The sequence below is a fragment of the Allobosea sp. OK403 genome, assembly GCF_900113835.1.
Taxonomy (GTDB): Bacteria; Pseudomonadota; Alphaproteobacteria; order Rhizobiales; family Beijerinckiaceae; genus Allobosea.
On record NZ_FOQV01000006.1, the window covers coordinates 268953 to 290781 of the forward strand.

Sequence of the window (21829 nt, forward strand, 5' to 3'; positions counted from 1 at the left end):
GAGCCGAGCCGTGCTTAGCATGGCCGGAGTGAGGCCTGCGAGAGCGCGCCAACAAAAAAGGCCGGGGCTAGAGCAGTTTCCGATCCGGTTGGATCGTTCAACAGCTCTAGCTCCTTGTTTTGACGCGTTTTCTTCACGCGAACCGGTGCCACTTCGCTCGAAAACGCTCTTGGCCCCGGCCTTTCGGATGATCGGCGCGGAAAGCGCTTGTCAGATCGCAGCGCTCCACTGCACCGGCACCATCTCGAAGCCATTGCCGGCCTTGGCGATGTAGCCCGTAGCGGGGAAGGGGGCGTGGTAGAACGCGACCTGCATCTTGTCGGCCGAGACCATGTCGAGCAGTTTGCGGCGCGTCGCCGCCGCTTGCGGCCCGTCCATGTCGAAGACGGCCGACCAATCCGGGTTGCGCACGAACAGCGCCGGGTGGTTGGTGGTGTCGGACATGATCATCAGCTTGCCCGAGCCGGAGCTCAGCGCGAAGGTGGTGTGCCCCGGCGTATGGCCGGGCGCGGCGATCGCGGTCAGGCCCGGCAGGATCTCCTTGCCGCTCTCGAACTGCTTCACATCCTTGGCGATGGGCGAAAAGACGCGGCGGACGCCGGCGAACGCGCCCTTCAGGCCTTCGGGCGCTGCGCTCATCTTGGCGTCATCCATCCAGAAGGCCCACTCGGCTGCCGGCACCATCACCTCGGCATTCGGGAAGACGGTGCTGCCGTCCTTCAGGCGGAAGCCGTTGATGTGGTCGCCATGGAAATGGCTGAAGACCACGGTCGAGACGTTCTTGGGATCGAAGCCGGCAGCCTTGAAGTTGGCCATCCAGGTGCCCGATGTCGGCGCGCCGGAATCACCGTTGCCGGTGTCGATCAAGGTCAGCTTGCCGGCGCTCTCGATGGCGAGCGTGGTGAAGGTGATGTTCAGCGCGTCTGCGGGCAGGAATGCCTGCTCCATCGCCTTCTTGACGTCGGCGAGCTCGGCGTTCCTGACGAAGCCTTCGAGCGGCCGCTTGCCGAAGCCGTCATTGATGGCGGTCAGCGTGACGTCGCCGATCTTGTAACGATAGAATCCGGGGGCCTGGTTCACTGGGGCTCCTTGCGCTTGGGCCGGACGGGGGCCGGCGGGCAGGTCGAAAGTCGTGGCTGCGGCGAGCGCGCCTGCGCCGGCGAGAACGGCGCGGCGCGATGGCTCGAATTTCATCATGGACATTTCTCCCCCTTGGCTCGGCTCGGTTCAGCCTCGTTGGACCCTAAAGACCGATGTGGCAGGTTCAACAGCGCCTTGGCTGCGTGGGGTCAAGTTTCCGTGAACGGCGGCGCCCTGCCCAGAGGCGCGGCTAGAGCGGGATGCGAAAAAGTGGCACCCGGTTTTTCGCAATCGATCCTGCTCCAGCTCTTAGATGAGAGACGGATTCAGATTGAGTGCTCAAGGCTTCGAGGAGGGGCGTTGCCGGGGCGTGTAATCGTCCTGCCGCGCGAAGGCCCGCAGCATCGCCGCGCACAGCGCGAGCGACCCCATCACGCCGTTGCCGGTGCATTCGGCGACCAGAGCCTGGAAGGCTGCGGTGTTCTCGCCGGTCATGCATTGCAGGCTCCAGCCCCATTCCGGGGCCTTCTGGCGCAACAGCCCGACGGCGACCTCGATGTCGCCGGAGACGGTGCCCAGCGTCTTCCACAGCGATCCCTGTTGGTAAATGCCGCCCGCAGGCGCGCGTCGGCTGACCAGATTGGTGGGCTTGCGCCGGACGGTGTAGCCCAGCGCTTCGTAGATCTCGGCGTCGAGCATACGGTCGGGCTTGCTCGCCTCCTCGCAGCGTTCGGCCAGCGCCAGTAGATGTTCCGGTCGAGTGTCCATCATCCTCGTCCAGGCGGTTCCCTACGATGCGTGCCGCCGGGAGCAGCCTCGCTTCGGCTCCCGGTGTCGGCTTCCTGCGTCGTCTTCCCGTGTCATCGCCAGCAAAATGCAGGCCGCCTGCATCGAGGCCCCGATCGTGACTGGTGCCGGTTGAGGGGATTGAACCCCCGACCTTCGGTTTACAAAACCGCTGCTCTACCGCTGAGCTAAACCGGCGTCCGATCACAGGGCATGCGGTTACCAGTCGATCGCGCCGAGAGCAAGATCGGGCGGTCCATGCCAAAAGAAAAGCCCCGCCACGAGGGCGGGGCTTCGCATCAGGGCCGTTGCTGGCGGGTTTACGACTTGTAGATGTCGCGATCCTTGGTCTCCGGCAGCAGCAGGAGGCCGATGACGAAGGTCATCATCGCGACAATGATCGGATACCACAGGCCCGAGAAGATGTTGCCGCTGGCCGCCACGATGGCGAAGGCCGTCGGAGGCAGGAAGCCGCCGAACCAGCCATTGCCGATATGATAGGGCAGCGACATGCCGGTGTAGCGGATGCGGGTCGGGAAGAGTTCGACCAGCAGGGCTGCGATCGGCCCGTAGACCATCGTCACGAAGATAACGAGGATGAACAGGATACCGGCGGCCTGCAATGCGCGGGCGCTGCTGAACATCTCGCCGAACGACGGCGTCTTCAGGATGGTCGGATCGCCGGCCTTGGGATAACCCGCAGCCTGTGCCGCCGTGACCAGATCAGCGGCTGCCGACGGCGCCGCCGTGCCGTTGATCGTCGCCGCCAAAGCCGAGCCGGCGGGACCGTTGACGAGGTCGTAGTGGATCGAGTTGGTCGCGAGCGTCCGGCGCAGAGTGTCGCAGGGCTCGGTGAAGTTGCGCACGCCGACCGGGTCGAACAGCGAGCCGCACTTGGCGGGATCGGCGGTGAGCACGAGCTTCACCGTCTCGGTCGCGCTGATCAGCTTTGGATTGGCGGTCTTGGCCAGCATCGTGAACAGCGGGAAATAGCTGATCGCGGCGATCAGGCAGCCGGCGAGCAGAATCGGCTTGCGGCCGATCTTATCGGAAAGCCAGCCGAAGAAGATGAAGAACGGCGTGCCTGCCAGCAGCGAGAGTGCGATCAGGAGGTTGGCGGTGGTGCCGTCGATCTTCAGCGTCTGGGTCATGAAGAACAGGGCGTAGAACTGTCCTGTGTACCAGACGACGGCCTGGCCGGCGGTGCCACCAAAGAGCGCGATCAGGCCGATCTTGGCGTTGGACCAGGTGCCGAAAGCCTCGCTGAGCGGGGCCTTCGAGCCGGTGCCCTCTTCCTTCATCTTCACGAAGGCCGGCGATTCGGCGAGCTGGAGGCGGATCCAGATCGAGACGCCCAGCAGCAGGATCGAAACCAGGAACGGAACGCGCCAACCCCAGGCCGCGAAGGCCTCAGGCGACATGCTGAGCCGCAGGACCAGGATGACGATCAGCGACAGCATCAGGCCGACGGTCGCTGTTGTCTGGATCCAAGAGGTGTAGAAGCCGCGCCGGCTTTGCGGGGCGTGCTCGGCGACATAGGTCGCGGCGCCACCATATTCGCCGCCGAGCGCCAGGCCCTGGAGCAGGCGGCAGATGATGAAGGCGGTTGGCGCGAGATAGCCGATCGATTCGAAGCTCGGCAGCAAGCCGACGACGAAGGTCGCCAGGCCCATGACGGTCATGGTGACGAGGAAGGTGTATTTGCGGCCGATCAGGTCGCCGAGGCGGCCGAAGAACAGCGCACCGAAGGGGCGCACCGCGAAACCGGCGGCGAAACCGAAGAGGACGAAGATGAACTTCGCCGTGTCGTTGGTACCCGGAACGAAGGTCTGCGCGATGTTGGCGGCGAGCGAGCCGGCCAGATAGAAATCATACCATTCGAAGACTGTGCCGGCCGATGAGGCGATGATGACCTTGCGTTCTTCCTTGGTCATCGGGCGCGGCGTCGCGGCCCCCGATGTCTGTGCTGCCATGCTCATGGCGTTCTCCCCTGCTCGTTGCCCGACAGTCGGAAAATCCGGACTGCGCGATTGCACGCGGCTCGTTTTCTTGCGAAGCGTAGCCCCATGTCGCCGGACTGAGGCCAAAGGCCCCCCATTTCCGGACTGACCGAAGCAATGCGCGCACGAATTACGCAGTGCAATCAGGCAGATGGTCTTGCATCTTTAGGCTTACGACCTTTGGCGGGAGGGGCCCCGGTCGGCCGTCGGCACGATCATGCTCCCGCCGGAACGAGCGCACTGAGGCCGAGGGTTCCTCGCCGGTCGTGCGCCGGTCGAGCTGGGACCGCCTCAGCGCCGCCGGCTGGCGGCGTAGAGCGCAATCGCGGTCGCGTTCGAGACGTTGAGGCTGGTGATCGTGCCCGGCACCTCGAGCCGCGCCACATGATCGCAGAGATCGCGGCTGCGCTGGCGCAGGCCCTTGCCCTCTGCGCCCATCACCATGACGAGCGGGCGACGGAGTTCGACATCGTCGAAGGCGATCTCGCCGTCTGAATCAAAACCGATGCGCAGGAAGCCGCGCTTGCCGAGTTCGTCGAGCGCATCGCCGAGATTGCGCACGGCGATCAGCGGCACATGCTCGAGCGCGCCCGAGGCCGATTTCGCCAGCACACCGGTCGCGGCCGGGGAATGGCGGATGGTGACGATCACCGCCGCCGCCGCGAAGGCGGCAGCCGAGCGCAGGATCGCACCGACATTGTGCGGGTCGGTGATCTGGTCGAGCGCCAGGACGACCGCATCGTCGGGCAGGCTGTCGAGATCGGGCGAGGGCAGGGGATCGCAGACGAGATAAAGTCCCTGATGCACCGAATCGGGCGTCAGCAGCCGGTCGATCTCGGATGGGCGAACGAGCTCGGCCTGCAGCGGCAGTTCGCCGATCTCCTCGGTCAACCGCTTCAGCGCGTTCTCGGTGGCGAGCAGGCGGCGATGGCGGCGCTTGGGATTGCGCAAAGCCTCGATGACGGGATGGACACCATAGAGCACGGCCTCGTCGATATCGCCGGGGCGATGCGGCGGCGGCCCGTCGGAGTGGTGCGGCCGGCGGCCGCCGGCATGGTGGCCAGCGGGTCTTCCCGGCTTGGGGCGGAACGGCGCAGGCATCATCGGTCTCCAGGGGGCGGATCTGTGCCGTGCCATGACACGCGCCGCTTGACCAGTGCCGAGGAGCCACGGCGGCACGATCCAGACGAAACTCAATGCAAGAAGGAGACATTATCGATGACGGATGCAAGCGAGCGCCTGATCATCGTCACCGGCGGCCCGGGTTCTGGCAAGACGACGCTGCTTGCGGCGTTGGCGGCACGCGGCATCGCGATCTCGCCCGAGGCCGGGCGCGCGATCATCCGCGACCAGGTCGCAATCGATGGCGCCGGCCTGCCCTGGGCGAATCGTGAGCTCTTCGCCGAATTGATGCTCGGCTTCGACATGCAGGCTTATCAGGCGGCAGTGGATCGCGGTGCCAACGTCGTGTTTGATCGTGGAATCCCTGACATCGCCGGTTATCTGCGGCTATGCGGCGTGCCGGTGCCGGCGCATTTTATCCGGGCGATCGAGCGGTTCCGCTATGCCACCGAGGTCTTCATCGCGCCGCCCTGGCGCGACATCTTCGAGAATGACGCCGAGCGCCGGCAGGATTTTGACGAGGCGCGGCGCACCCATGACGCCATGCTCGCGGTTTATCGCGAGCATGGCTATGCGCTGACGAGACTTCCCTTCGGGACCGTCGAGGCGCGCGCGGACATGGTCGCCGCACGGATCGGTGCAATGCGACATTCGGTTGGAGACGGAGGGTTGACACACTGAGGCCCGGTCACCATAAGTCCGGCCGCGCCTGTCGCCCGTCACGCAAGTGACACAGGCGGTCGCCTGCGGTTCAACCGCAACAGGCGCGGGCGGGGGAATGTCCCGAGCGGCAAAGGGGGCGGACTGTAAATCCGCTGGCTATGCCTTCGCAGGTTCGAGTCCTGCTTCCCCCACCATCCTTTCCTGCCCGACAACGGCAAGACGAAGCGGTTACGGCGCGCTTTGGGCCGTCGGGAGCCGGTCGGTTTCCGACACTGCGCCCCGGCATCTTGACATCGCTTCATTCATCGTCGATTCCGGTCCGGCGATGCGGGTGTAGCTCAATGGTAGAGCAGCAGCCTTCCAAGCTGAATACGAGGGTTCGATTCCCTCCACCCGCTCCAGCCTTCCCAAAGCATCATCCGCTTGAGCCTGGATTGGGCCACCCCGGAATTCGCTCGCGCGAGAATTCCCCGCATGCCCGAGCCGCGGCAAGGCGGCGAGAAGATTGACTGTCGTTTCCGCTCCGCTTTCGGGCGCATTTTCTCGAAGCAGTCGGTTCTCCAGAGATTTATCGTTTTTGAGCCGCGCCTCTGGACCCGCCCGGCTTTCTCCCTAATGTGCCTGCAGTTTTGACATGGGGCGGCCTTCCCAAGATCTCGAGGGCGCGCGGTGCGGCAATGCTGGTGAACATCTCTGCCGCACGATCGATGCGGAGCTGCGCGGGCCAGGGTTTCGCGCCGCAGCCCCGCTTGGTTTTCTAGGAATGTGCAGCCGCCTCTTGCGTCCGCGCGCATTCTCGCCACTGCGTTAGCGCCATGACGAGCCTTGCGACATCATCGTTGGTTCCGAAGCCTCCGCTGCGCCGTCAGGCCGAGCGCGGGCTGTCTTGCCTCGTCACGGGGCTGGAATGGCTGGGAGCCATCATCCTCGCGGTACTCTTCGCCGTGGTGATGGCCGCGGTGCTGCGCCGCTATGTGTTTGGCGGTGGATTCGTCTGGTCCGACGAATTGGCGATCTGGCTGAACGTGGCCCTGGTCGCCGTTGGTGCGCCCTTGGCCGCGACCAGCGCGCTGGCGATGCGGCTCGACGTGATCGTGCGCCTGTTGCCCGCTGGGGCGCAGCGCCTGGCTTCGGTCTTCGCCGATGCGGTCGCGGTCCATGGCTCGCTCGTGCTCGCCCTCGGCGGCGCCAGTGTCGTGGCGCTCGTCGGCGGCAGCTCGACTGTTCTCGGCCTGCCGGAAAGCTTGCGATTCGCCGCCTTCGCGCTGGGCGGCGGGCTGACCGTTGTCGTCGTGCTGTGGCGGGCCGCACTGGATCATTCCTGGCCGGCGGCCCTGGCTTCGCTGGTTCTCGGCATCGGTTTTTATCTGGCGGCGCAGAGCGTCACGGGATTCTTCGTGGAAACGCCGAGCCTGGTCGCGGCCTCGCTCGCCGGGCTCGGCTTGATCCTGGGCGCGCCGCTGCCCTATGCGCTGCTAGCCGGCGTTTCGCTCAGCGGCGCCTTTGGCGGGCTCTTGCCCGAGCCGGCCATCGTCCAGAACACAGTGTCGGGCGTCTCGAAATTCCTGCTGCTGGCGATCCCGTTCTTCCTGCTCGCCGGCGAGTTGCTGACGGCGGGAGGATTGGCCGAGCGGCTGGTGCGCTTTGCCGCCTCGCTGGTCGGGCATTGGCGGGTGGGGCTGGCGCAGACGACACTGATGTCGAGCGTGCTGTTTTCGGGCGCGTCGGGCTCCTCTGTGGCCAACGCCGCCTTCGGCGCCAAGGTGATGGCACCGGCCCTGATCGCGCGCGGTTACCCGCCGGCCCATGCGGCGGCGATCGTGGCCGGCGTCTCGATGCTCGACAACATCATCCCGCCTTCGATCGCCTTCCTGATCCTGGCGACGGCGACCAATCTGTCGGTCGGCTCGCTTCTGGTCGGCGGCTTCGTTGCCGGCGGGGTCCTGGCGCTGGCGCTGGCGATCGGTATCCATCTCAGCGTGCGCGAAGTGGTCGATGCTGCGCCCAAGGCCAGCGGGCAGGAGAGGGCGAAGAGCTTCATCGGTGCGCTGCCGGCGATCGGGCTTGGCGTCGTCGTCGTGGTCGGCATCCGCTTCGGTGTCGTCACCGTTACCGAGGCTTCGGCGCTAGCGGTGGCTTATGCGCTTATCGCCTGCCTGGCGCTGCGCAGTCTCAATATCGGCACGGTCTTCGGCGCCTTGCGCAAATCGGCGACGGAAGCGGCGGCCGTGGGCATGCTGATCGGGGCATCGGCGCCCTTCGCCTTCCTGCTCGCGGTCGATCGGGTTTCCGACCAGATGGCGGGGCTGGTGACGGCGCTTGGCGGTGGCCCCTATGCGGTGATGCTGCTCGCCAATCTCGTCCTGCTGGTGGCCGGGCTTTTCCTCGATATCGGCGCGGCGATCCTGCTGCTGGCCCCGCTGCTCCTGCCCGTTGCGATCTCAGCCGGGCTCGATCCGATCCAGTTCGGCGTCATCCTCGTGGTCAACCTGATGATCCATGGTCTGACCCCGCCGCTGGGCATTCTGGTCTATGTCGTCAGCGGCATCACTCGCGTTCCGGCAGGGGCCGTCTTTCGGGCCGTCCTGCCGCTGCTGGCGACGCTTCTGATCGCGCTTGCTGTGCTGTGCCTGGGGGCGGCCGCCTGGCCCTCGCTTCCACCATCCTTCAAGGAGTTGTTCTGATGTCGCCGACCCGCCGCGAGATCACGGCTGGCCTGTTGGCCGCACCCGCGCTGCTGTCCACCCATACGGCCCATGCCGCCGGCCGGCCCGTGACGGTCGCCTCGCTCTTCGGCGAGGACAAGCCCGAGACCAGGGTCTGGCGGAAGATCGCCGAGATTCTGAACCGGACTGCGCCCGGCCGCTTCGACCTGCGCATCGTCGGCAATGCGGCGCTGGGCGGCGAGAAGGAGGTCGCCGAGGGTGTCCGGCTGGGTTCGGTCCAGGCTTCGCTCTCGACGATCTCGGCCTTGTCGGGCTGGGTTCCCGACAGCCAGATCCTCGATCTGCCTTTCCTGTTCCGCGATCGGGGCCATCTCAAGCGTGTGCTGGCAGGGCCGCTCGGCGACGAGCTCAAGGGTAAGTTCGAGGGGCAGGGCTTTGTCGTGCTCGGCTTCATCAATTACGGCGCGCGTCATCTCCTTGCCAAGGAGCCGATCACCACGCCCGCGGGCATCAAGGGCAAGCGCATCCGCGTGATCCAGAGCCCGCTGCACACGGAACTCTGGTCGGGGCTCGGCGCTTATCCGACGCCGATCCCGATCCCTGAGACCTATAACGCGCTGAAGACCGGTGTGGTCGATTGCATGGACCTGACCAAATCGGCCTATGTCGGCTTCAAGCTGTACGAGGTCGTGCCGTATCTGATCGAGACCGGGCATATCTGGGCCTCGGGCGTGATCTATGTCTCGGCCGCGTTCTGGAAGGGACTTTCAGCCGATGACAAGGCGGCGCTGGCGGCTGCCGCCGCGGAGGGCGTCGGCTATTTCGACGATCTGATCGTTGCCGATGAAGACGCCTCGATGGCGAAAGCGGCAGCGGAAGGCGGCAAGGTCGTGCAGCCGCAGGACCTGCCGGCCTGGGAGGAAGGCGCGCGCAAGGTCTGGACCTCATTCGCGCCCAAGCTCGGCGGCATCGATAAGATCGAGGCGGTGGCGAAGAGCGCGTGAGGCGCGAGCGATTCTAAAAGCTGAGAGCATTACTCTTGCGAAAAACTGGTACCCAGTTTTTCGCGCAACGCTCTAGCTCTTTGTTTTAACGCGTTTTCTTCACGCGAACCGGTATCCACTTCGCTCGAAAACGCTCTACTGCGCGGCCCGGTCGAGATGGCCGAGGTCGCGGCTGGGGTCGAGCCGGTCGCGGACGCGCTGCTTCAGCGTCTTGACGTCGGGAAAGCCGTCATCGGCGACGCGGTCCCAGATCAGCACGTCGTCATAATGGATCTGGAAGCTGCCGCCTGAGCCCGGCCGCAAGGCGACTTCGCCGAGATCAGGACCGAAGGTATGAAGCAGCTCCTGCGCCATCCAGGCCGAACGCAGCAGCCAGTTGCACTGGGTGCAGTAGGTGATGGCGATGCGCGGCGGTTTCACGTCACTCATTGGTTTTCGCTCCGTAGCGGTCTGGCGGTGAACCGTTTCGCCGACCGTGGCGCGCGGTTCTTGCCCAAGCCTCTCGCCGACACAAGCCTCTCGCCGGCATATGAGGCACAGGGCAAGCCGAGATGGCGCGGCCCCGATGCGGCATTGCCAAGCGGGGCTCGCTGTCATCGCATCGTCATGCATCACTTTCATCGCGGGGCGTTCGCGCCGATTCGTCGCGCTGGCCGAGAGGAATGAAATGTCGATCGTGATCGCGGGTGGCAGGGCGCTGCTTGAGGACCTGGTCCAAGCCGACATCGTCGTAGAGGGCGGTCGGATCGCGGAGGCGGGCGCACCTGCTCCTGCCGGTGCCTTGCGGCTCGACGCGTCCGGCCTGCTCGTGCTGCCGGGCATCGTCGATTGCCATGGCGACGCTTTCGAGCGCCACATCATGCCGCGTCCCGGCGTCTCCTTCGATATCGATCTCGCCTTGCGCGACACCGATCGCGCCATGCTGGCGAGCGGTATCACGACCGCCTTCCATGGCGTGACCTGGTCCTGGGAGCCGGGCCTGCGCGGCGCCGACAATGCGCGCTCGCTGATCGAGGCGATGGCGCGCCTCGCCCCCGAGCTCGGCGCAGACACCCGCTTCCATCTGCGCCATGAGACCTTCAATCTCGATGCCGAGGCCGAGATCCTCGACTGGCTCGCGACCGGCAAGGTCGGCGTGCTCGCCTTCAACGACCATACCGAGGGCCTGCTGAAGGAGGGCGTCCGTCCGGGCAAGGTCGCCAAGATGGTCGAACGCACCGGGCTGTCTTCTGCCGATTTCATGATGCTGGCCGAGGCGGTCTATTCCCGCCGCGACGAGGTTGCGGGCTCGGTTTCGCGGCTGGCGCAGGCGGCGCTGGAGGCTGGCGTGCCGACCTTGTCGCATGACGACATGACGCCGCAGATGCGGGCCTGGTATCGCTCGCTCGGCGTGCGCGTCGCCGAATTCCCGATCGATGTCGCGACGGCGCGGGAAGCTGCCGCCCATGGCGAGGCGATCGTGTTCGGCGCGCCCAATGTCGTGCGCGGCGGCTCGCATCTTGGCTGTCCCGGGGCCGAGGACATGGTGCGCCAGGGGCTCTGCACGATCCTGGCCTCGGACTATTATTACCCGGCGCTGGCGCTGGCCCCGTTCGTCCTGGCGCGCAAGGGGGCGGCGGTGTTTGCGGAAGCCTGGAAGCTGGTCTCGCAAGCGCCGGCGCAGGCGCTGGGACTGCATGATCGCGGTGTGATCGCGCCCGGCAAGCGCGCCGATCTCATCCTGGTCGCCGAGGGGCCTCAGCCGCGCGTCGTCGCGACGATCGCCGGCGGCAGGCTCGTCCATCTCGCGGATCAGAGCGTGCTGGCATAGCGCTGCCGATAGCGCAGCCTGGGGCCGCCTGCAGGGAAACCTTATTATTCTATAATTCCGGAAATACAGATTGACCGACCGCCGAGCCTGAAGCATCGTGCTTGCATGAACACGCAAGACGCTGCCGCCAGACTCGAAGCCTTGGGCAATCCGACCCGGCTGTCGCTCTTCCGCCTGCTGGTCCGCGCTGGCCATGACGGGCTCTCGGTCGGCCAGTGCCAGCAGCGGCTCGAGATCGCAGCCTCGACCCTGTCGCATCACCTCAAGACGCTGATCATCGTGGGACTCGTCAGCCAGGAGCGCGACGGCACCACGCTGATCTGCCGGGCCAATTTCGACCTGATGAATGCGTTGCTGCAGTTCCTTGTGGCCGAATGCTGCGTTGAGAGCCGGTGCCGACCAAACGAGCAGGATGCGGCCTGATTTCTCTGCCCGATATTTCGGTTATTCCAGAATTTGAGGATCATGAGATGGTGGCGATCAAGACCATTGCGATCATCGGGGCAGGTCCGGTTGGCCTGGCGGCTGCGGCCCATGCCACTGAACGCGGCCTGAAGCCGGTCGTGCTGGAGCAGGGCAGTGCGGTCGGGCATGCCATGCGGCACTGGGCGCATGTGCCGATGTTCTCGCCCTGGGCTTTCAACATCGATGGCGCGGCGGAACGGCTGCTCATCGCATCCGGCTGGAGCCATCCAGGTCCCGGCGGATACCCGACCGGCGGCGAGCTGATCGATCGTTATCTTGCGCCCTTGGCGCAACGCACGGCGCTGCGCGATGCGATCCATTTCAATGCGCGCGTGCTCTCCGTGACCCGCTCCGGCTTCGACAAGGTCAGGACAGCTGGGCGCGAATCCGCGCCTTTTGCTCTGCGCTATGGCAGTGGAGCCGGCGAGCAGACCCTGCTGGCGGACGCCGTGATCGACGCCTCCGGCACATGGTTCTCGCCCAATCCGGCCGGCCCGGGTGGGCTAACGGCGCTGGGTGAGCGCGAGGCCGCTGCCGCGATCAGCTACGGCATGCCCGATGTGCTGGGCGATGCACGGACGCGCCATGCCGGTAAGCGGGTTGCGGTTCTGGGCGGAGGACATTCCGCCATCGGGACGCTGATCGCGCTCGCCGATCTGCAGGAGCGCGTGCCTGAAACCCGGATCGTCTGGCTTTATCGCGGCGCCCTGCTGTCCAAGGCCTTTGGCGGTGGGGCGGCCGATCAATTGACCGCGCGGGGCGAACTGGGCACGCGCATCGCAAAGCTCGTCGAGCGAGGCTTGATCGGCGTCGAGACTGGCTTTCAGCTCGATCGGATCGAACGGATGGAGGCGGGTCTGCATCTAGAGCAATTTCCGATCCGGTTGGATCGTTCAATTACTCTAGATCATTGTTTTAACGCGTTTTCTTCACGCGAACCGGTATCCACTTCGCTCGAAAACGCTCTAGCGGCGGCCAATGGCGGCGGACGCCATGTGACGGTCGACGAGTTGATCGTCGCGACCGGGTTCCGGCCCGATCTCGCTTTGCTGCGTGAACTCAGGGTCCAACTCGATCCGGCCCTGGAATGTCCACCGGCCCTTGCGCCTCTGATCGATCCCAACGCGCATTCCTGCGGCACGGTGCGTCCGCATGGCGCGGTTGAACTCGCCCATCCCGAGCCCGGCTTCTACATTGCCGGCATGAAGGTTTATGGGCGGGCGCCGACTTTCCTGCTGGCCACCGGCCATGAGCAGGTCCGCTCGATCGTAGCCGAGATTGCGGGCGATCACGCGGCGGCGCGGCGCGTCGAGCTCGTGCTGCCTGAGACCGGCGTTTGCAGCACGAGGCCGGGCGGCCCGATCGTGGCCGACTCCGGATGTTGCGGCGGCCCAGCTCCCGCGGCAGTCGATGCCTGCTGCGCGGATGATGCCCGGGCGAAAGCCTCGGGCGAAGCTGGTTGTGGCTGTGGAGGCGCGCCGGTTCGCAATGCCACTCATGAGGTGGCCGAAGCCTGATGTCGCGCTCCTTGCTGCCGTCGCCCGCTCCGTCCGGGGGAAGAGAGCTGTCTCTTATCATCGCCCTCGGCGTTACCCAGGTCGTCGGCTATGGCTGCCTGTACTATGCCTTCGCCGTGCTCGCGCCGGGCATGACGGCAAGCTTCGGCTGGGCTCCGGAATGGACCTATGGCGGCTTTGCTGCCGGCTTGCTGGCCGGCGGGCTGATCGCACCGCTCGTGGGCCGTCTGATCGACCAGCATGGCACCCGCATGATCATGAGCCTGGGTTCGGGCCTGGCTGGTCTTTCGCTGCTGGCGCTGGCGGAAGCACGCGGGCCGATCGGCTATTTCGCCGCCATGATCGCGCTCGAGCTCGTCTCGACCATGGTGCTGTACGACGCCGCCTTCACCGCCCTGACGCAGGCGAAGGGCGGTGGGGCGCGGCGCGCCATCAGCCAGCTTACCTTGATCGGCGGCTTCGCCTCGACGCTGTTCTGGCCGCTGACGACAGCCCTGCTGAACGGGTTCGACTGGCGCGAGATCTACCGGGTTTATGCCGTGCTGCAGTTCGTGCTCTGCGTGCCACTGCATCTGTTCCTGCTGCCCGGGCGCCCGCATCGCCCGCCGGTTATGACGCCCGTAACCGCTGCGGTGACTGCACCGCAGGATGGTTATCTCGAAGGCGAGGCGCGACGACGTGCCTTCATGCTGCTTGCGCTGGCCTTTTCGCTGCAGGGCTTCGTCGTCTCGGCCATGTCGGTGCATATGCTGACGATGCTGCAGGGGCTGGGCCTGAGCGCCGGGCTCGCTGTCGGCATCGGCGCGATGGTCGGCCCTTCGCAGGTTGCCGGCCGTCTGGCCGAGATGCTCTTCGGCACCGCGCTCGACCCTGTCACCACGGCCTGGGCTTCAGCTGCGCTGATGCCGTTCGGCCTCCTCATGCTCATGAGCGGCAATACGACTGCGACGCTTTCCGGGCTCTTCGCCATCGCCTATGGCGTCAGCCTGGGCCTGAGCTCGATCGTACGTGGAACCGTGCCGCTGCAGCTCTTCGGCCCAGCCGGATATGGCGCGATGCTGGGTAAGCTTTCGGCGCCGGGGCTTGCGGTGAAAGCCGCCGCTCCGCTGGCCTTTGCCATCCTGATCGAGCGGGCGGGGTTGATGCCGAGCACCTTGCTTCTCGTCGCCCTGTCGGCGCTTGCCGCCGCTGCGCTCTTCGTGCTGGCGCGCAAGGTAGGCTGAGCCGCCATCGAGCCTCGATGCCTTCAGGCTGCCGGCTCGGTCATCGTCGCCTCGGCCAGCATGAAGGCGTCCAGCGCCGCGCGCTCCTCCTCCGAGAGGCGCAAGCCCAGCTTGCCGCGCCGCCAGAGCACGTCCGCGCCGCGCTTGGCCCATTCGGCGCGGATCAGATAGCGCAGCTCGCGCTCATAGAGATCGGCGCCGAAATGGCGGCCGAGATCGCTCATGCCTTGCGCGCCGGCGAGAATCTCGCGCGCCTTCGTGCCATAGGCGCGCGCCAGCCGCGTCACGGTCGATCGCACCAGCCAGGGATAGGCGGCGGCGATCTCGTTGACCAGCGCCTCGAAGCCGGTCACCGGGAAATCGCCGCCGGGCAATGTGCCGTTGACGGTCCAGGCGGGCCGGCCGGCCCAGCCGGCATGCGGGGCGAGCTTGTCCAGAGCCGCTTCGGCGAGGCGGCGATAGGTCGTGATCTTGCCGCCGAAGACCGAGAGCAGCGGGGCTTCGCCCTCGGGTGCGTCGAGCGTCAGAACATAGTCGCGCGTCGCTTCCTGCGCCTTGGAAGCGCCGTCGTCATAGAGCGGGCGCACGCCGGAATAGGTCCAGACCACCTGCTCGGGCGTGACGGGCGCACGAAAATACTCGCTTGCGGCGGCGCAGAGATAATCGATCTCCTCGGGCGTCGCCTTGGCCTGGGCAGGATCGCCCTTGTAGTCGCTGTCCGTGGTGCCGATCAGGGTGAAGTCGCGCTCATAGGGGATGGCGAAGATGATACGGCCATCGGCGTTCTGGAAGATGTAGCAGCGGTCGTGCTCGTAGAGCTTGGGCACGACGATATGGCTGCCCTGGACCATGCGGACGGCGGCCTTGGTGTTCGAGCGCACGACGCCGCCCAGGACCTCGCCGACCCAGGGGCCGGCGGCGTTGACCAGTGCCTTGGCGGTCACAGTGACGCGGCCGGCTTCGCTTTCGCTGACGATCCGCCAGAGGTCGCCGTCGCGATCGGCAGAGACGACCTTTGTCCGAGTGTGGATCGCCGCTCCCTTAGTGGCTGCATCAGCCGCGTTCAGCACGACGAGGCGGGAATCCTCGACCCAGCAATCGGAATATTCGAAAGCCCGCGCATGGTCGTCCTTGAGCGGCCGGCCGGCAGGATCATGAGCAAGATCGAGTGTCTTCGTCGCCGGCAGGAGCTTTCGTCCGCCGATATGGTCGTAGAGGAAAAGCCCGAGCCGGAGCAGCCAGGCGGGGCGCAGGCCGGCATGATGCGGCAGCACGAAGCGCAGCGGCCGGATGATATGCGGCGCGAGCCGCCAGAGCCGCTCGCGCTCCATCAGGGCTTCGCGCACCAGCCGGAACTCGTAATGCTCGAGATAGCGCAGGCCGCCATGGATCAGCTTGGTCGAGGCCGAGGAGGTGGCGCTGGCAAGGTCGTCCTTCTCGAACAGCACGACCGAGGCGCCGCGCCCGGCTGCGTCGCGGGCGATGCCGCAACCATTGATGCCACCGCCGATGACGGCGAGATCGTAAGCTGGCTCAGTGCTATTCATCGTCGCATCAGGCCTTGAAGATGGTCTTGGCCGCAAGCCCATGCCGGGCGCAGGCGTTGCGGGTATCCACCACGAGTTTGGCATGGCGGACGACGAGGCCGTAATCGACATCGTCATGGTCCGTCGCGATCAGCACGGCGTCGAAGGCGGCAAGCGTCTCGGCGCTCAGAGCCTGGCTCTTGCGGGCGGTCAGGCCGCCATGCTTCCGCGTCGGCCGGATCTCGGCGATATGCGGATCGTGATAGGCGGCGCTCGCGCCGCGTGCCTCGATCAATTCGATCAGCTTGAGGGCAGGGCTCTCGCGCATGTCCTCGATGTTCTTCTTGTAGGCGATGCCGAGGACGAGGATGCGCGCACCGCTGAAGCCGCGGCCGAGCTGCGTGTCCACAAGCTCCGCCAGCCGGTCGACGACGCGATAGGGCATATCGGTGTTGATCTGGCCGGCGAGCTCGATGAAGCGCGTCGTGACGTCGAATTCGCGTGCCTTCCAGGTCAGGTAGAACGGGTCGATCGGGATGCAGTGCCCCCCAAGGCCCGGTCCCGGATAGAACGGCATGTAGCCGAAGGGTTTCGTCTTGGCGGCGTCGATCACCTCCCAGATGTCGATGCCCATCGCGGCGTAGACCTGCTTCAGCTCGTTGACGAGCGCGATGTTGACGGCGCGGAAGATGTTCTCGGTCAGCTTCACCGCCTCGGCGGTCGCGGTCGAGGAGACTGGCACGGTCTTGACCACGAGCGCGGCGTAGAGCGCATCGGCCATGGCGAGTGCATCGGGGCCGTCGCCGCCGACGACCTTGGGGATGTCGGAGGTGCCGAACTCGCCATTGCCGGGGTCCTCGCGCTCGGGCGAATAGGCGAGGAAGAAGTCCCGTCCGCTCTTGACGCCGGTAACGGTCTCCAGGATCGGGCGCATCAATTCATCGGTGGTGCCGGGATAGGTAGTCGATTCCAGCACGATCAACTGGCCCGGCCGCAGGCGCCGGGCGATCGCTTCCGTGGTCTGGCGGACATAGGAGAGATCGGGCTCGCGATGGCGCGAGAGCGGCGTCGGCACGCAGATCAGCAGGGCATCGGGCTCGGCCAACCGGTCGAAATCCGTCGTGGCGGCGAAGCGCTGCGTCTTCAGGCCCTCGACGATCAGCTCCATCGGGATGTGCTTGATCGTCTCCTTGCCGGCATTGATCTGATCGACGCGCGGCTGGTCGATGTCGAAACCGACGACCTTGATGCCCCGGCGCAGCGCTGCCAGCGCCAGCGGGATGCCGACATAGCCGAGGCCGACGATGCCGAGCACGACCTCCCGGCTATGGACGCGGTCGATGAAACTCTGCGCCGCTTGTGATGTCGCGCTCAATCCCGGCTCCCGACAACGCGGCGCATGCGAGCGCGCCGACGAGGCTTGCTCCTTGCCGAGTTGGCCGAGCCTGTCAACGCAGCTCCCGTTATTGCGAGCGAAGCGAGGCCATCACGGCTTGGTTCGTCAGAGCCAGCTCTTGATGCTCGCGACCATCGCGTCGGTCGAGATGCCGTAGCGGTCGTGCAGCGTCGGCAGTGCGCCTGCATCGAGGAAGGCGTCGGGCAGGGCGATCTGGCGGAAGGACGGGGGATGGATGCCGGCGCGCATCAGAACGCCCGCCACCGCCTCGCCAAGGCCGCCGACGACCGAATGGTTCTCGGCCACGATCACCATACGGCCGGTGCGGGCAGCCTCGCGCTCGATCGTCTCGACATCGAGCGGCTTGATCGTCGGCACATGCAGCACCGCGACATCGATGCGGTCGGCCTCGAGCCGCTTGGCGGCCTCCAGGGCCCGCATCGTCATCAAGCCGGACGAGATGATCAGCACGTCGCGGCCGTCACGGATCGTCTTGGCCTTGCCGAGTTCGAAACGGTAGCCGTATTCGTCGAGCACGAGCGGGACATTGCCGCGCAAGAGCCGCATATAGACCGGCCCCCGATGCGCCGCGATCGCGGGGACCGCCTGCTCGATCTCATGGGCGTCGCAAGGGTCGATGATGGTCAGGTTCGGCATGCCGCGAAAGATCGCTATGTCTTCGGTTGCCTGATGGCTCGGGCCGTAGCCCGTGGTCAGGCCGGGCAAGGCGCAGACGATCTTGACGTTGAGGTTCTCCTCCGCGATCGCCATGAAGATGAAGTCGTAGGCGCGCCGCGCCGCGAAGACCGCATAGGTCGTGGCAAAGGGCGTGAAACCCTCGCGCGCCAGCCCTGCCGCCGTCGAGATCATTACCTGCTCGGCCATGCCCATCTGGTAGAAGCGGTCGGGATAGGCCTTCGCGAAGAGATGCAGATCGGTGTATTTGCTCAGGTCGGCGGTGACGCCGACGATGTCGGGCCGTGTCCTGGCGAGTTCGACCAAGGCGTGGCCGAACGGCGCTGCCTTGGTGCGCTGGTCCGGCCCTGCGATCGAGGCGATCATCGCCGAGGTGGTGAGCCGCGTGCCGCCGAGCGCCGGATTGTCGAGATGGGCGGGGCGTTGGTATTTCGAGGGCCTCATGCCGGCCTCCCTGCATCGAGAATGGCCAGAGCCTCGACCCATTCCTCCGGTTCGACGCGCAGGAAATGATTGCGCTCGCGCTCCTCGAGGAAGGGCACGCCCTTGGCCATCCTGGTGTCGCAGATGATGATGCGGGGCTTCTTCGCCTCGCTGTGGCGCGCCGCGTCAAAGGCCTCAACCAGCGCCGCGAGGTCGTTGCCGTCGACGCGCTGGACCTGCCAGCCGAAGGCCTCGAATTTCGGAGCCAGCGGCTCGAAATTCATCACCTGCGTCGAGGGGCCGTCGGCCTGCATGTTGTTGACGTCGACGATGCCGATCACGTTGTCGAGCTTGTGGGAACCTGCCGCCATGGCGGCCTCCCAGGTCGAGCCCTCATCGAGTTCGCCATCGGAGAACAGGTTGTAGACGAAGCTCTTCGACGCCTTGCGCTTCAGGCCCAGGGCCATGCCGACAGCGATGCCGAGCCCATGGCCGAGCGAGCCGCCGGTGATCTCCATGCCCGGCGTATAGGCCGCCATGCCCGACATCGGCAGCCGGCTGTCGTCGCCGCCATAGGTTTCAAGCTCATCCTCAGGGATGATCCCGGCCTCGATCAGCGCGGCATAGAGCGCAATCGCATAGTGCCCGATCGAGAGCAGGAAGCGGTCGCGCCCCTCCCATTCCGGCTCATGCGGGCGATAGGTCAGAGCGTGGAAATACGAGACTGCGAGCACATCGGCGACACCGAGCGCCTGGGCGATATAGCCTTGGCCCTGGACCTCGCCCATGCGCAGGGCGTTGCGGCGGATGCGCCAGGCCCGTTCGGCGAGGCTGACATTGGGCAAGTTGACGTGGGGCAAGTTGGCTTGGGGGATGCCGTGGCTGGCGCTCTCAGCCATAGGCGCGCCTGCCGGCGATGCTGCCGTTCGATGTCATCGTCTCTCCCTGAGGCCGTCTTTTGATTTGCCGCGACTGTTTCCGCTTCGCGGGGTCGAGACAAGCGCCTCATCTGCCGACGGGGCATGCGCGCCCGTCGGCGCGTCCCGACGCAAGACGATTGTCAAAAAGGCGCGACCTCGCCTAGTCATGTGCTGCCCTTTGAGCATCACGGACCCCGCGGCCCCGCCATGACCGTCACCGATATCGCGTCGCGTACCTATAATCATGGCTGGCGGCTTGATCCGATCATCCGCAGCCTGCTCGACACCGATTTCTACAAGCTCCTGATGCTGCAGATGATCCGGGCCTTCCATCCGGAGGTGCAGGTCACGTTCTCGCTGATCAACCGCTCGAAGCACATCCGGCTCGCCGATATCGTCGACGAGGCCGAGTTGCGCGCCCAGCTCGACCATGCGCGCGAGGTCCGCTTCTCGAAGAAGGAATTGATCTGGCTGGCGGGCAACAGCTTCTACGGCAAGACGCAAATGTTCTCGCCGGATTTCATCACCTGGCTCGCGGACTTCCGCCTGCCCGAATACGATCTGCGCCGCGTCGACGGGCAGTTCGAACTGCATTTCGAGGGACCCTGGACGCATACGACGATGTGGGAGGTTCCGGCGCTCGCGATCATCAACGAATTGCGCGCCCGTCGTGTCATGGTCGGCCAGAAGCGTTTCTCGCTGGATGTGCTCTATGCCCGCGCCAAGGCGAAGATGTGGGACAAGGTCGACCGGCTGCAGAAGCTGCCGAATCTGCGCCTCTCCGATTTCGGCACGCGCCGGCGCCACGGCCATCTCTGGCAGCGCTGGTGCGTCGAGGCATTGAAGGAGGGCCTGGGGCCGGCCTTCAGCGGCACCTCCAACGTGCTGCTGGCGATGGACAACGACCTGGAGGCGATCGGCACCAACGCGCATGAACTGCCGATGGTGCTGGCTGCGCTGGCCGAAAGCGATGATGAGTTGCTGCGCGCGCCCTATCGCGTGCTCGATGAATGGCGCCAGGTCTATGGCGGCAATCTCCTGATCGCCTTGCCCGATGCCTTCGGCACCACGAGCTTCCTGCGGCACGCGCCCGACTGGGTCGCCGACTGGACCGGCTTCCGGCCCGATTCCGCCCCGCCGATCCCGGCCGGCGAGGAGATCATGGCGTGGTGGCGCAGCAAGGGCCGCGATCCCAGGGAGAAGCTGCTGGTCTTCTCCGACGGGCTCGACGTTTCCGCGATCGAGCGCGTCTACCACCATTTCGACGGCAAGGTCCGCATGGCCTTCGGTTGGGGCACCGACCTTACCAACGACCTCGTCGGCTGCTCGCCGGACGGTTCGCGCGACCTCGACCCGATGTCGCTGGTCTGCAAGGTGAGCAAGGCCAATGGCCGCCCGGCGGTGAAGCTCTCGGACAATCCCGAGAAGGTCTCGGGCGCGGCGGATGTGGTGACGCGGTATCGGCGGGTGTTCGGCGGCTGAGCGCTATCGCGCGAAGGCGGACTCTTGGCCGCGGCGAATTGGGCGCTGAGGATGCCGCCGAGAGCGGACCTATGCCTTAGCACCGATCCGCGCCAGGCCGGGATCGATTTCACGCTGCTGCAAGGCGTGGACGCCGTCGTCAGCATGGCCGGTGGTCTCGGCGCCGGCTGGGTGGCGCAGCATCTGGGCTTTGCCAGCTATTTCCTAATCGCTGTCGTCCTGGCCGTTCTCGCGGCGCGATGATCCAGATGCCCGCGATATTGTGAGCACGCCATCCAATGGCTTCCCCGTGACGGCGCATTTGCTGAAGCGTATCGGCGGTCGCTGCGGCGTGCTGGGCTAGCTCTGCGGCTATCGCCCTCGTGATACGGCCCCGGAAGGCTTGCCGGTGGCGAAGCCGCAACTTGCATCCTCCACCAAAAACCCCTAATGCGACCGCGCTTTTCAGGCCTCGTAGGGCCGTTGTCAGGAAACAGGTGTCATGGCCAAAGAGAAATTCGCGCGCACGAAGCCGCATTGCAACATTGGAACGATTGGTCACGTCGACCATGGCAAGACGTCTTTGACGGCAGCGATCACGAAGATTCTGGCCGAGTCGGGCGGTGCCACGTTCACGGCATATGACCAGATCGACAAGGCGCCGGAAGAGAAGGCCCGCGGCATCACGATCTCGACGGCTCACGTCGAGTACGAGACGGCTGCGCGTCACTATGCGCACGTCGACTGCCCCGGCCACGCCGACTATGTGAAGAACATGATCACGGGTGCCGCGCAGATGGACGGCGCGATCCTGGTCGTGTCGGCTGCTGATGGCCCGATGCCGCAGACCCGCGAGCACATCCTGCTGGCGCGCCAGGTCGGCGTTCCCGCGCTGGTGGTGTTCATGAACAAGGTCGACCTGGTCGACGACGCCGAGCTGCTCGAGCTGGTCGAGATGGAGATCCGCGAGCTTCTGTCGAAGTACGATTTCCCGGGCGACGACATCCCGATCACCAAGGGTTCGGCGAAGGTTGCGCTGGACAATGGCGACAAGACCATCGGCCATGACGC

At 65.8% G+C, this 21829-nt stretch carries 19 protein-coding genes and 3 tRNA genes; 12 read left to right on the forward strand and 10 right to left on the reverse strand.

Annotated features, from left to right (window positions below):
• Window positions 1-210: 210 nt before the first annotated feature.
• The 5 genes from BMZ97_RS20780 to rlmB all read right to left on the reverse strand — a co-directional run bounded on the left by BMZ97_RS20780 (window position 211) and on the right by rlmB (window position 4967).
• The gene (locus tag BMZ97_RS20780; protein ID WP_348272121.1) at window positions 211-1194 is read right to left on the reverse strand and encodes an MBL fold metallo-hydrolase; all 984 of its coding nucleotides are present in this window, start codon (window positions 1192-1194) and stop codon (window positions 211-213) included.
• Between the two features lie 225 nt (window positions 1195-1419).
• The gene (locus tag BMZ97_RS20785) at window positions 1420-1848 is read right to left on the reverse strand and encodes a hypothetical protein (protein WP_092174025.1); all 429 of its coding nucleotides are present in this window, start codon (window positions 1846-1848) and stop codon (window positions 1420-1422) included.
• A gap of 141 nt (window positions 1849-1989) precedes the next feature.
• Window positions 1990-2064: transfer RNA gene (locus BMZ97_RS20790), tRNA-Thr, on the reverse strand.
• Window positions 2065-2186: 122 nt separating this feature from the next.
• On the reverse strand, window positions 2187-3845 hold the full coding sequence (locus BMZ97_RS20795; protein WP_175525651.1) for an MFS transporter: 1659 nt from the start codon (window positions 3843-3845) through the stop codon (window positions 2187-2189).
• A gap of 312 nt (window positions 3846-4157) precedes the next feature.
• Window positions 4158-4967 carry a 23S rRNA (guanosine(2251)-2'-O)-methyltransferase RlmB gene (gene rlmB / locus BMZ97_RS20800; RefSeq protein WP_092174131.1) on the reverse strand — a complete coding sequence of 270 codons (810 nt, stop codon included), beginning with the start codon at window positions 4965-4967 and terminating at the stop codon, window positions 4158-4160.
• Window positions 4968-5084: 117 nt separating this feature from the next.
• Between rlmB and BMZ97_RS20805 the strand changes: the two genes are divergently transcribed.
• From BMZ97_RS20805 to BMZ97_RS20825, 5 genes are all read left to right on the forward strand, one after another.
• Complete coding sequence (locus tag BMZ97_RS20805) at window positions 5085-5669, forward strand: AAA family ATPase (RefSeq protein WP_092174028.1); 585 nt, start codon at window positions 5085-5087, stop codon at window positions 5667-5669.
• 91 nt (window positions 5670-5760) lie between these two features.
• Window positions 5761-5845 (forward strand) — tRNA-Tyr (locus BMZ97_RS20810).
• A gap of 133 nt (window positions 5846-5978) precedes the next feature.
• A tRNA-Gly gene (locus tag BMZ97_RS20815) sits at window positions 5979-6052 on the forward strand.
• Window positions 6053-6490: 438 nt separating this feature from the next.
• Window positions 6491-8335: a TRAP transporter large permease gene (locus BMZ97_RS20820; protein ID WP_244546521.1), complete on the forward strand. Its 1845-nt coding sequence runs from the start codon at window positions 6491-6493 to the stop codon at window positions 8333-8335.
• Window positions 8335-9321 carry a TRAP transporter substrate-binding protein gene (locus BMZ97_RS20825; RefSeq protein WP_092174033.1) on the forward strand — a complete coding sequence of 329 codons (987 nt, stop codon included), beginning with the start codon at window positions 8335-8337 and terminating at the stop codon, window positions 9319-9321. Before BMZ97_RS20820 ends, BMZ97_RS20825 begins: the two co-directional genes overlap by 1 nt.
• Before the next feature lie 135 nt (window positions 9322-9456).
• On the opposite strand, the gene BMZ97_RS20830 is transcribed toward BMZ97_RS20825, so the two are convergent.
• Window positions 9457-9750: an Rdx family protein gene (locus BMZ97_RS20830; RefSeq protein WP_092174037.1), complete on the reverse strand. Its 294-nt coding sequence runs from the start codon at window positions 9748-9750 to the stop codon at window positions 9457-9459.
• Window positions 9751-9886: 136 nt separating this feature from the next.
• On the opposite strand from BMZ97_RS20830, the gene BMZ97_RS20835 reads away from it, so the two are divergent.
• From BMZ97_RS20835 to BMZ97_RS20850, 4 genes are all read left to right on the forward strand, one after another.
• Window positions 9887-11131 (forward strand): alpha-D-ribose 1-methylphosphonate 5-triphosphate diphosphatase, encoded by a 1245-nt coding sequence (locus BMZ97_RS20835; protein ID WP_280141767.1) that lies wholly within the window; start codon window positions 9887-9889, stop codon window positions 11129-11131.
• Window positions 11132-11236: 105 nt separating this feature from the next.
• Complete coding sequence (locus BMZ97_RS20840; protein ID WP_092174040.1) at window positions 11237-11554, forward strand: ArsR/SmtB family transcription factor; 318 nt, start codon at window positions 11237-11239, stop codon at window positions 11552-11554.
• Window positions 11555-11601: 47 nt separating this feature from the next.
• The gene (locus BMZ97_RS20845) at window positions 11602-13113 is read left to right on the forward strand and encodes an NAD(P)-binding domain-containing protein (RefSeq protein ID WP_092174043.1); all 1512 of its coding nucleotides are present in this window, start codon (window positions 11602-11604) and stop codon (window positions 13111-13113) included.
• A complete protein-coding gene (locus BMZ97_RS20850) occupies window positions 13113-14336 on the forward strand; it encodes an MFS transporter (protein WP_092174045.1) in 1224 nt (407 codons plus the stop codon). The genes BMZ97_RS20845 and BMZ97_RS20850 overlap by 1 nt, the downstream gene beginning before the upstream one ends.
• A gap of 23 nt (window positions 14337-14359) precedes the next feature.
• On the opposite strand, the gene glpD is transcribed toward BMZ97_RS20850, so the two are convergent.
• The 4 genes from glpD to BMZ97_RS20870 form a co-directional block, all read right to left on the reverse strand.
• A complete protein-coding gene (glpD, locus tag BMZ97_RS20855) occupies window positions 14360-15883 on the reverse strand; it encodes a glycerol-3-phosphate dehydrogenase (RefSeq protein WP_092174048.1) in 1524 nt (507 codons plus the stop codon).
• A 7-nt stretch (window positions 15884-15890) separates the two neighbouring features.
• Window positions 15891-17204 carry a nucleotide sugar dehydrogenase gene (locus BMZ97_RS20860; RefSeq protein ID WP_348272122.1) on the reverse strand — a complete coding sequence of 438 codons (1314 nt, stop codon included), beginning with the start codon at window positions 17202-17204 and terminating at the stop codon, window positions 15891-15893.
• Between the two features lie 159 nt (window positions 17205-17363).
• Window positions 17364-18398, reverse strand: a complete 1035-nt coding sequence (locus tag BMZ97_RS20865; RefSeq protein WP_092174053.1) for a transketolase family protein — start codon at window positions 18396-18398, stop codon at window positions 17364-17366.
• Window positions 18395-19276, reverse strand: a complete 882-nt coding sequence (locus BMZ97_RS20870; RefSeq protein ID WP_092174056.1) for a transketolase — start codon at window positions 19274-19276, stop codon at window positions 18395-18397. The genes BMZ97_RS20865 and BMZ97_RS20870 overlap by 4 nt, the downstream gene beginning before the upstream one ends.
• Before the next feature lie 228 nt (window positions 19277-19504).
• On the opposite strand from BMZ97_RS20870, the gene pncB reads away from it, so the two are divergent.
• From pncB to BMZ97_RS20885, 3 genes are all read left to right on the forward strand, one after another.
• Entirely contained in the window at window positions 19505-20779 is a 1275-nt protein-coding gene (pncB, locus tag BMZ97_RS20875) for a nicotinate phosphoribosyltransferase (protein WP_092174058.1), read from the forward strand.
• Between the two features lie 51 nt (window positions 20780-20830).
• Complete coding sequence (locus BMZ97_RS20880) at window positions 20831-21022, forward strand: hypothetical protein (RefSeq protein WP_139221279.1); 192 nt, start codon at window positions 20831-20833, stop codon at window positions 21020-21022.
• A gap of 238 nt (window positions 21023-21260) precedes the next feature.
• On the forward strand, window positions 21261-21829 hold a 569-nt coding region (locus tag BMZ97_RS20885), incomplete at its 3' end, for a GTP-binding protein (RefSeq protein ID WP_139221280.1).

Bases quoted from the DNA above. Each gene is read 5' to 3' on its own strand.
- BMZ97_RS20780 (WP_348272121.1), bottom strand. From the start codon at position 1,194: ATGAAATTCGAGCCATCGCGCCGCGCCGTTCTCGCCGGCGCAGGCGCG.
- BMZ97_RS20785 (WP_092174025.1), bottom strand. From the start codon at position 1,848: ATGGACACTCGACCGGAACATCTACTGGCGCTGGCCGAACGCTGCGAG.
- BMZ97_RS20795 (WP_175525651.1), bottom strand. From the start codon at position 3,845: ATGAGCATGGCAGCACAGACATCGGGGGCCGCGACGCCGCGCCCGATG.
- rlmB (WP_092174131.1), bottom strand. From the start codon at position 4,967: ATGCCTGCGCCGTTCCGCCCCAAGCCGGGAAGACCCGCTGGCCACCAT.
- BMZ97_RS20805 (WP_092174028.1), top strand. From the start codon at position 5,085: ATGACGGATGCAAGCGAGCGCCTGATCATCGTCACCGGCGGCCCGGGT.
- BMZ97_RS20825 (WP_092174033.1), top strand. From the start codon at position 8,335: ATGTCGCCGACCCGCCGCGAGATCACGGCTGGCCTGTTGGCCGCACCC.
- BMZ97_RS20830 (WP_092174037.1), bottom strand. From the start codon at position 9,750: ATGAGTGACGTGAAACCGCCGCGCATCGCCATCACCTACTGCACCCAG.
- BMZ97_RS20835 (WP_280141767.1), top strand. From the start codon at position 9,887: ATGCGGCATTGCCAAGCGGGGCTCGCTGTCATCGCATCGTCATGCATC.
- BMZ97_RS20840 (WP_092174040.1), top strand. From the start codon at position 11,237: ATGAACACGCAAGACGCTGCCGCCAGACTCGAAGCCTTGGGCAATCCG.
- BMZ97_RS20845 (WP_092174043.1), top strand. From the start codon at position 11,602: ATGGTGGCGATCAAGACCATTGCGATCATCGGGGCAGGTCCGGTTGGC.
- BMZ97_RS20850 (WP_092174045.1), top strand. From the start codon at position 13,113: ATGTCGCGCTCCTTGCTGCCGTCGCCCGCTCCGTCCGGGGGAAGAGAG.
- glpD (WP_092174048.1), bottom strand. From the start codon at position 15,883: ATGAATAGCACTGAGCCAGCTTACGATCTCGCCGTCATCGGCGGTGGC.
- BMZ97_RS20865 (WP_092174053.1), bottom strand. From the start codon at position 18,398: ATGAGGCCCTCGAAATACCAACGCCCCGCCCATCTCGACAATCCGGCG.
- BMZ97_RS20870 (WP_092174056.1), bottom strand. From the start codon at position 19,276: ATGGCTGAGAGCGCCAGCCACGGCATCCCCCAAGCCAACTTGCCCCAC.
- pncB (WP_092174058.1), top strand. From the start codon at position 19,505: ATGACCGTCACCGATATCGCGTCGCGTACCTATAATCATGGCTGGCGG.
- BMZ97_RS20880 (WP_139221279.1), top strand. From the start codon at position 20,831: ATGCCGCCGAGAGCGGACCTATGCCTTAGCACCGATCCGCGCCAGGCC.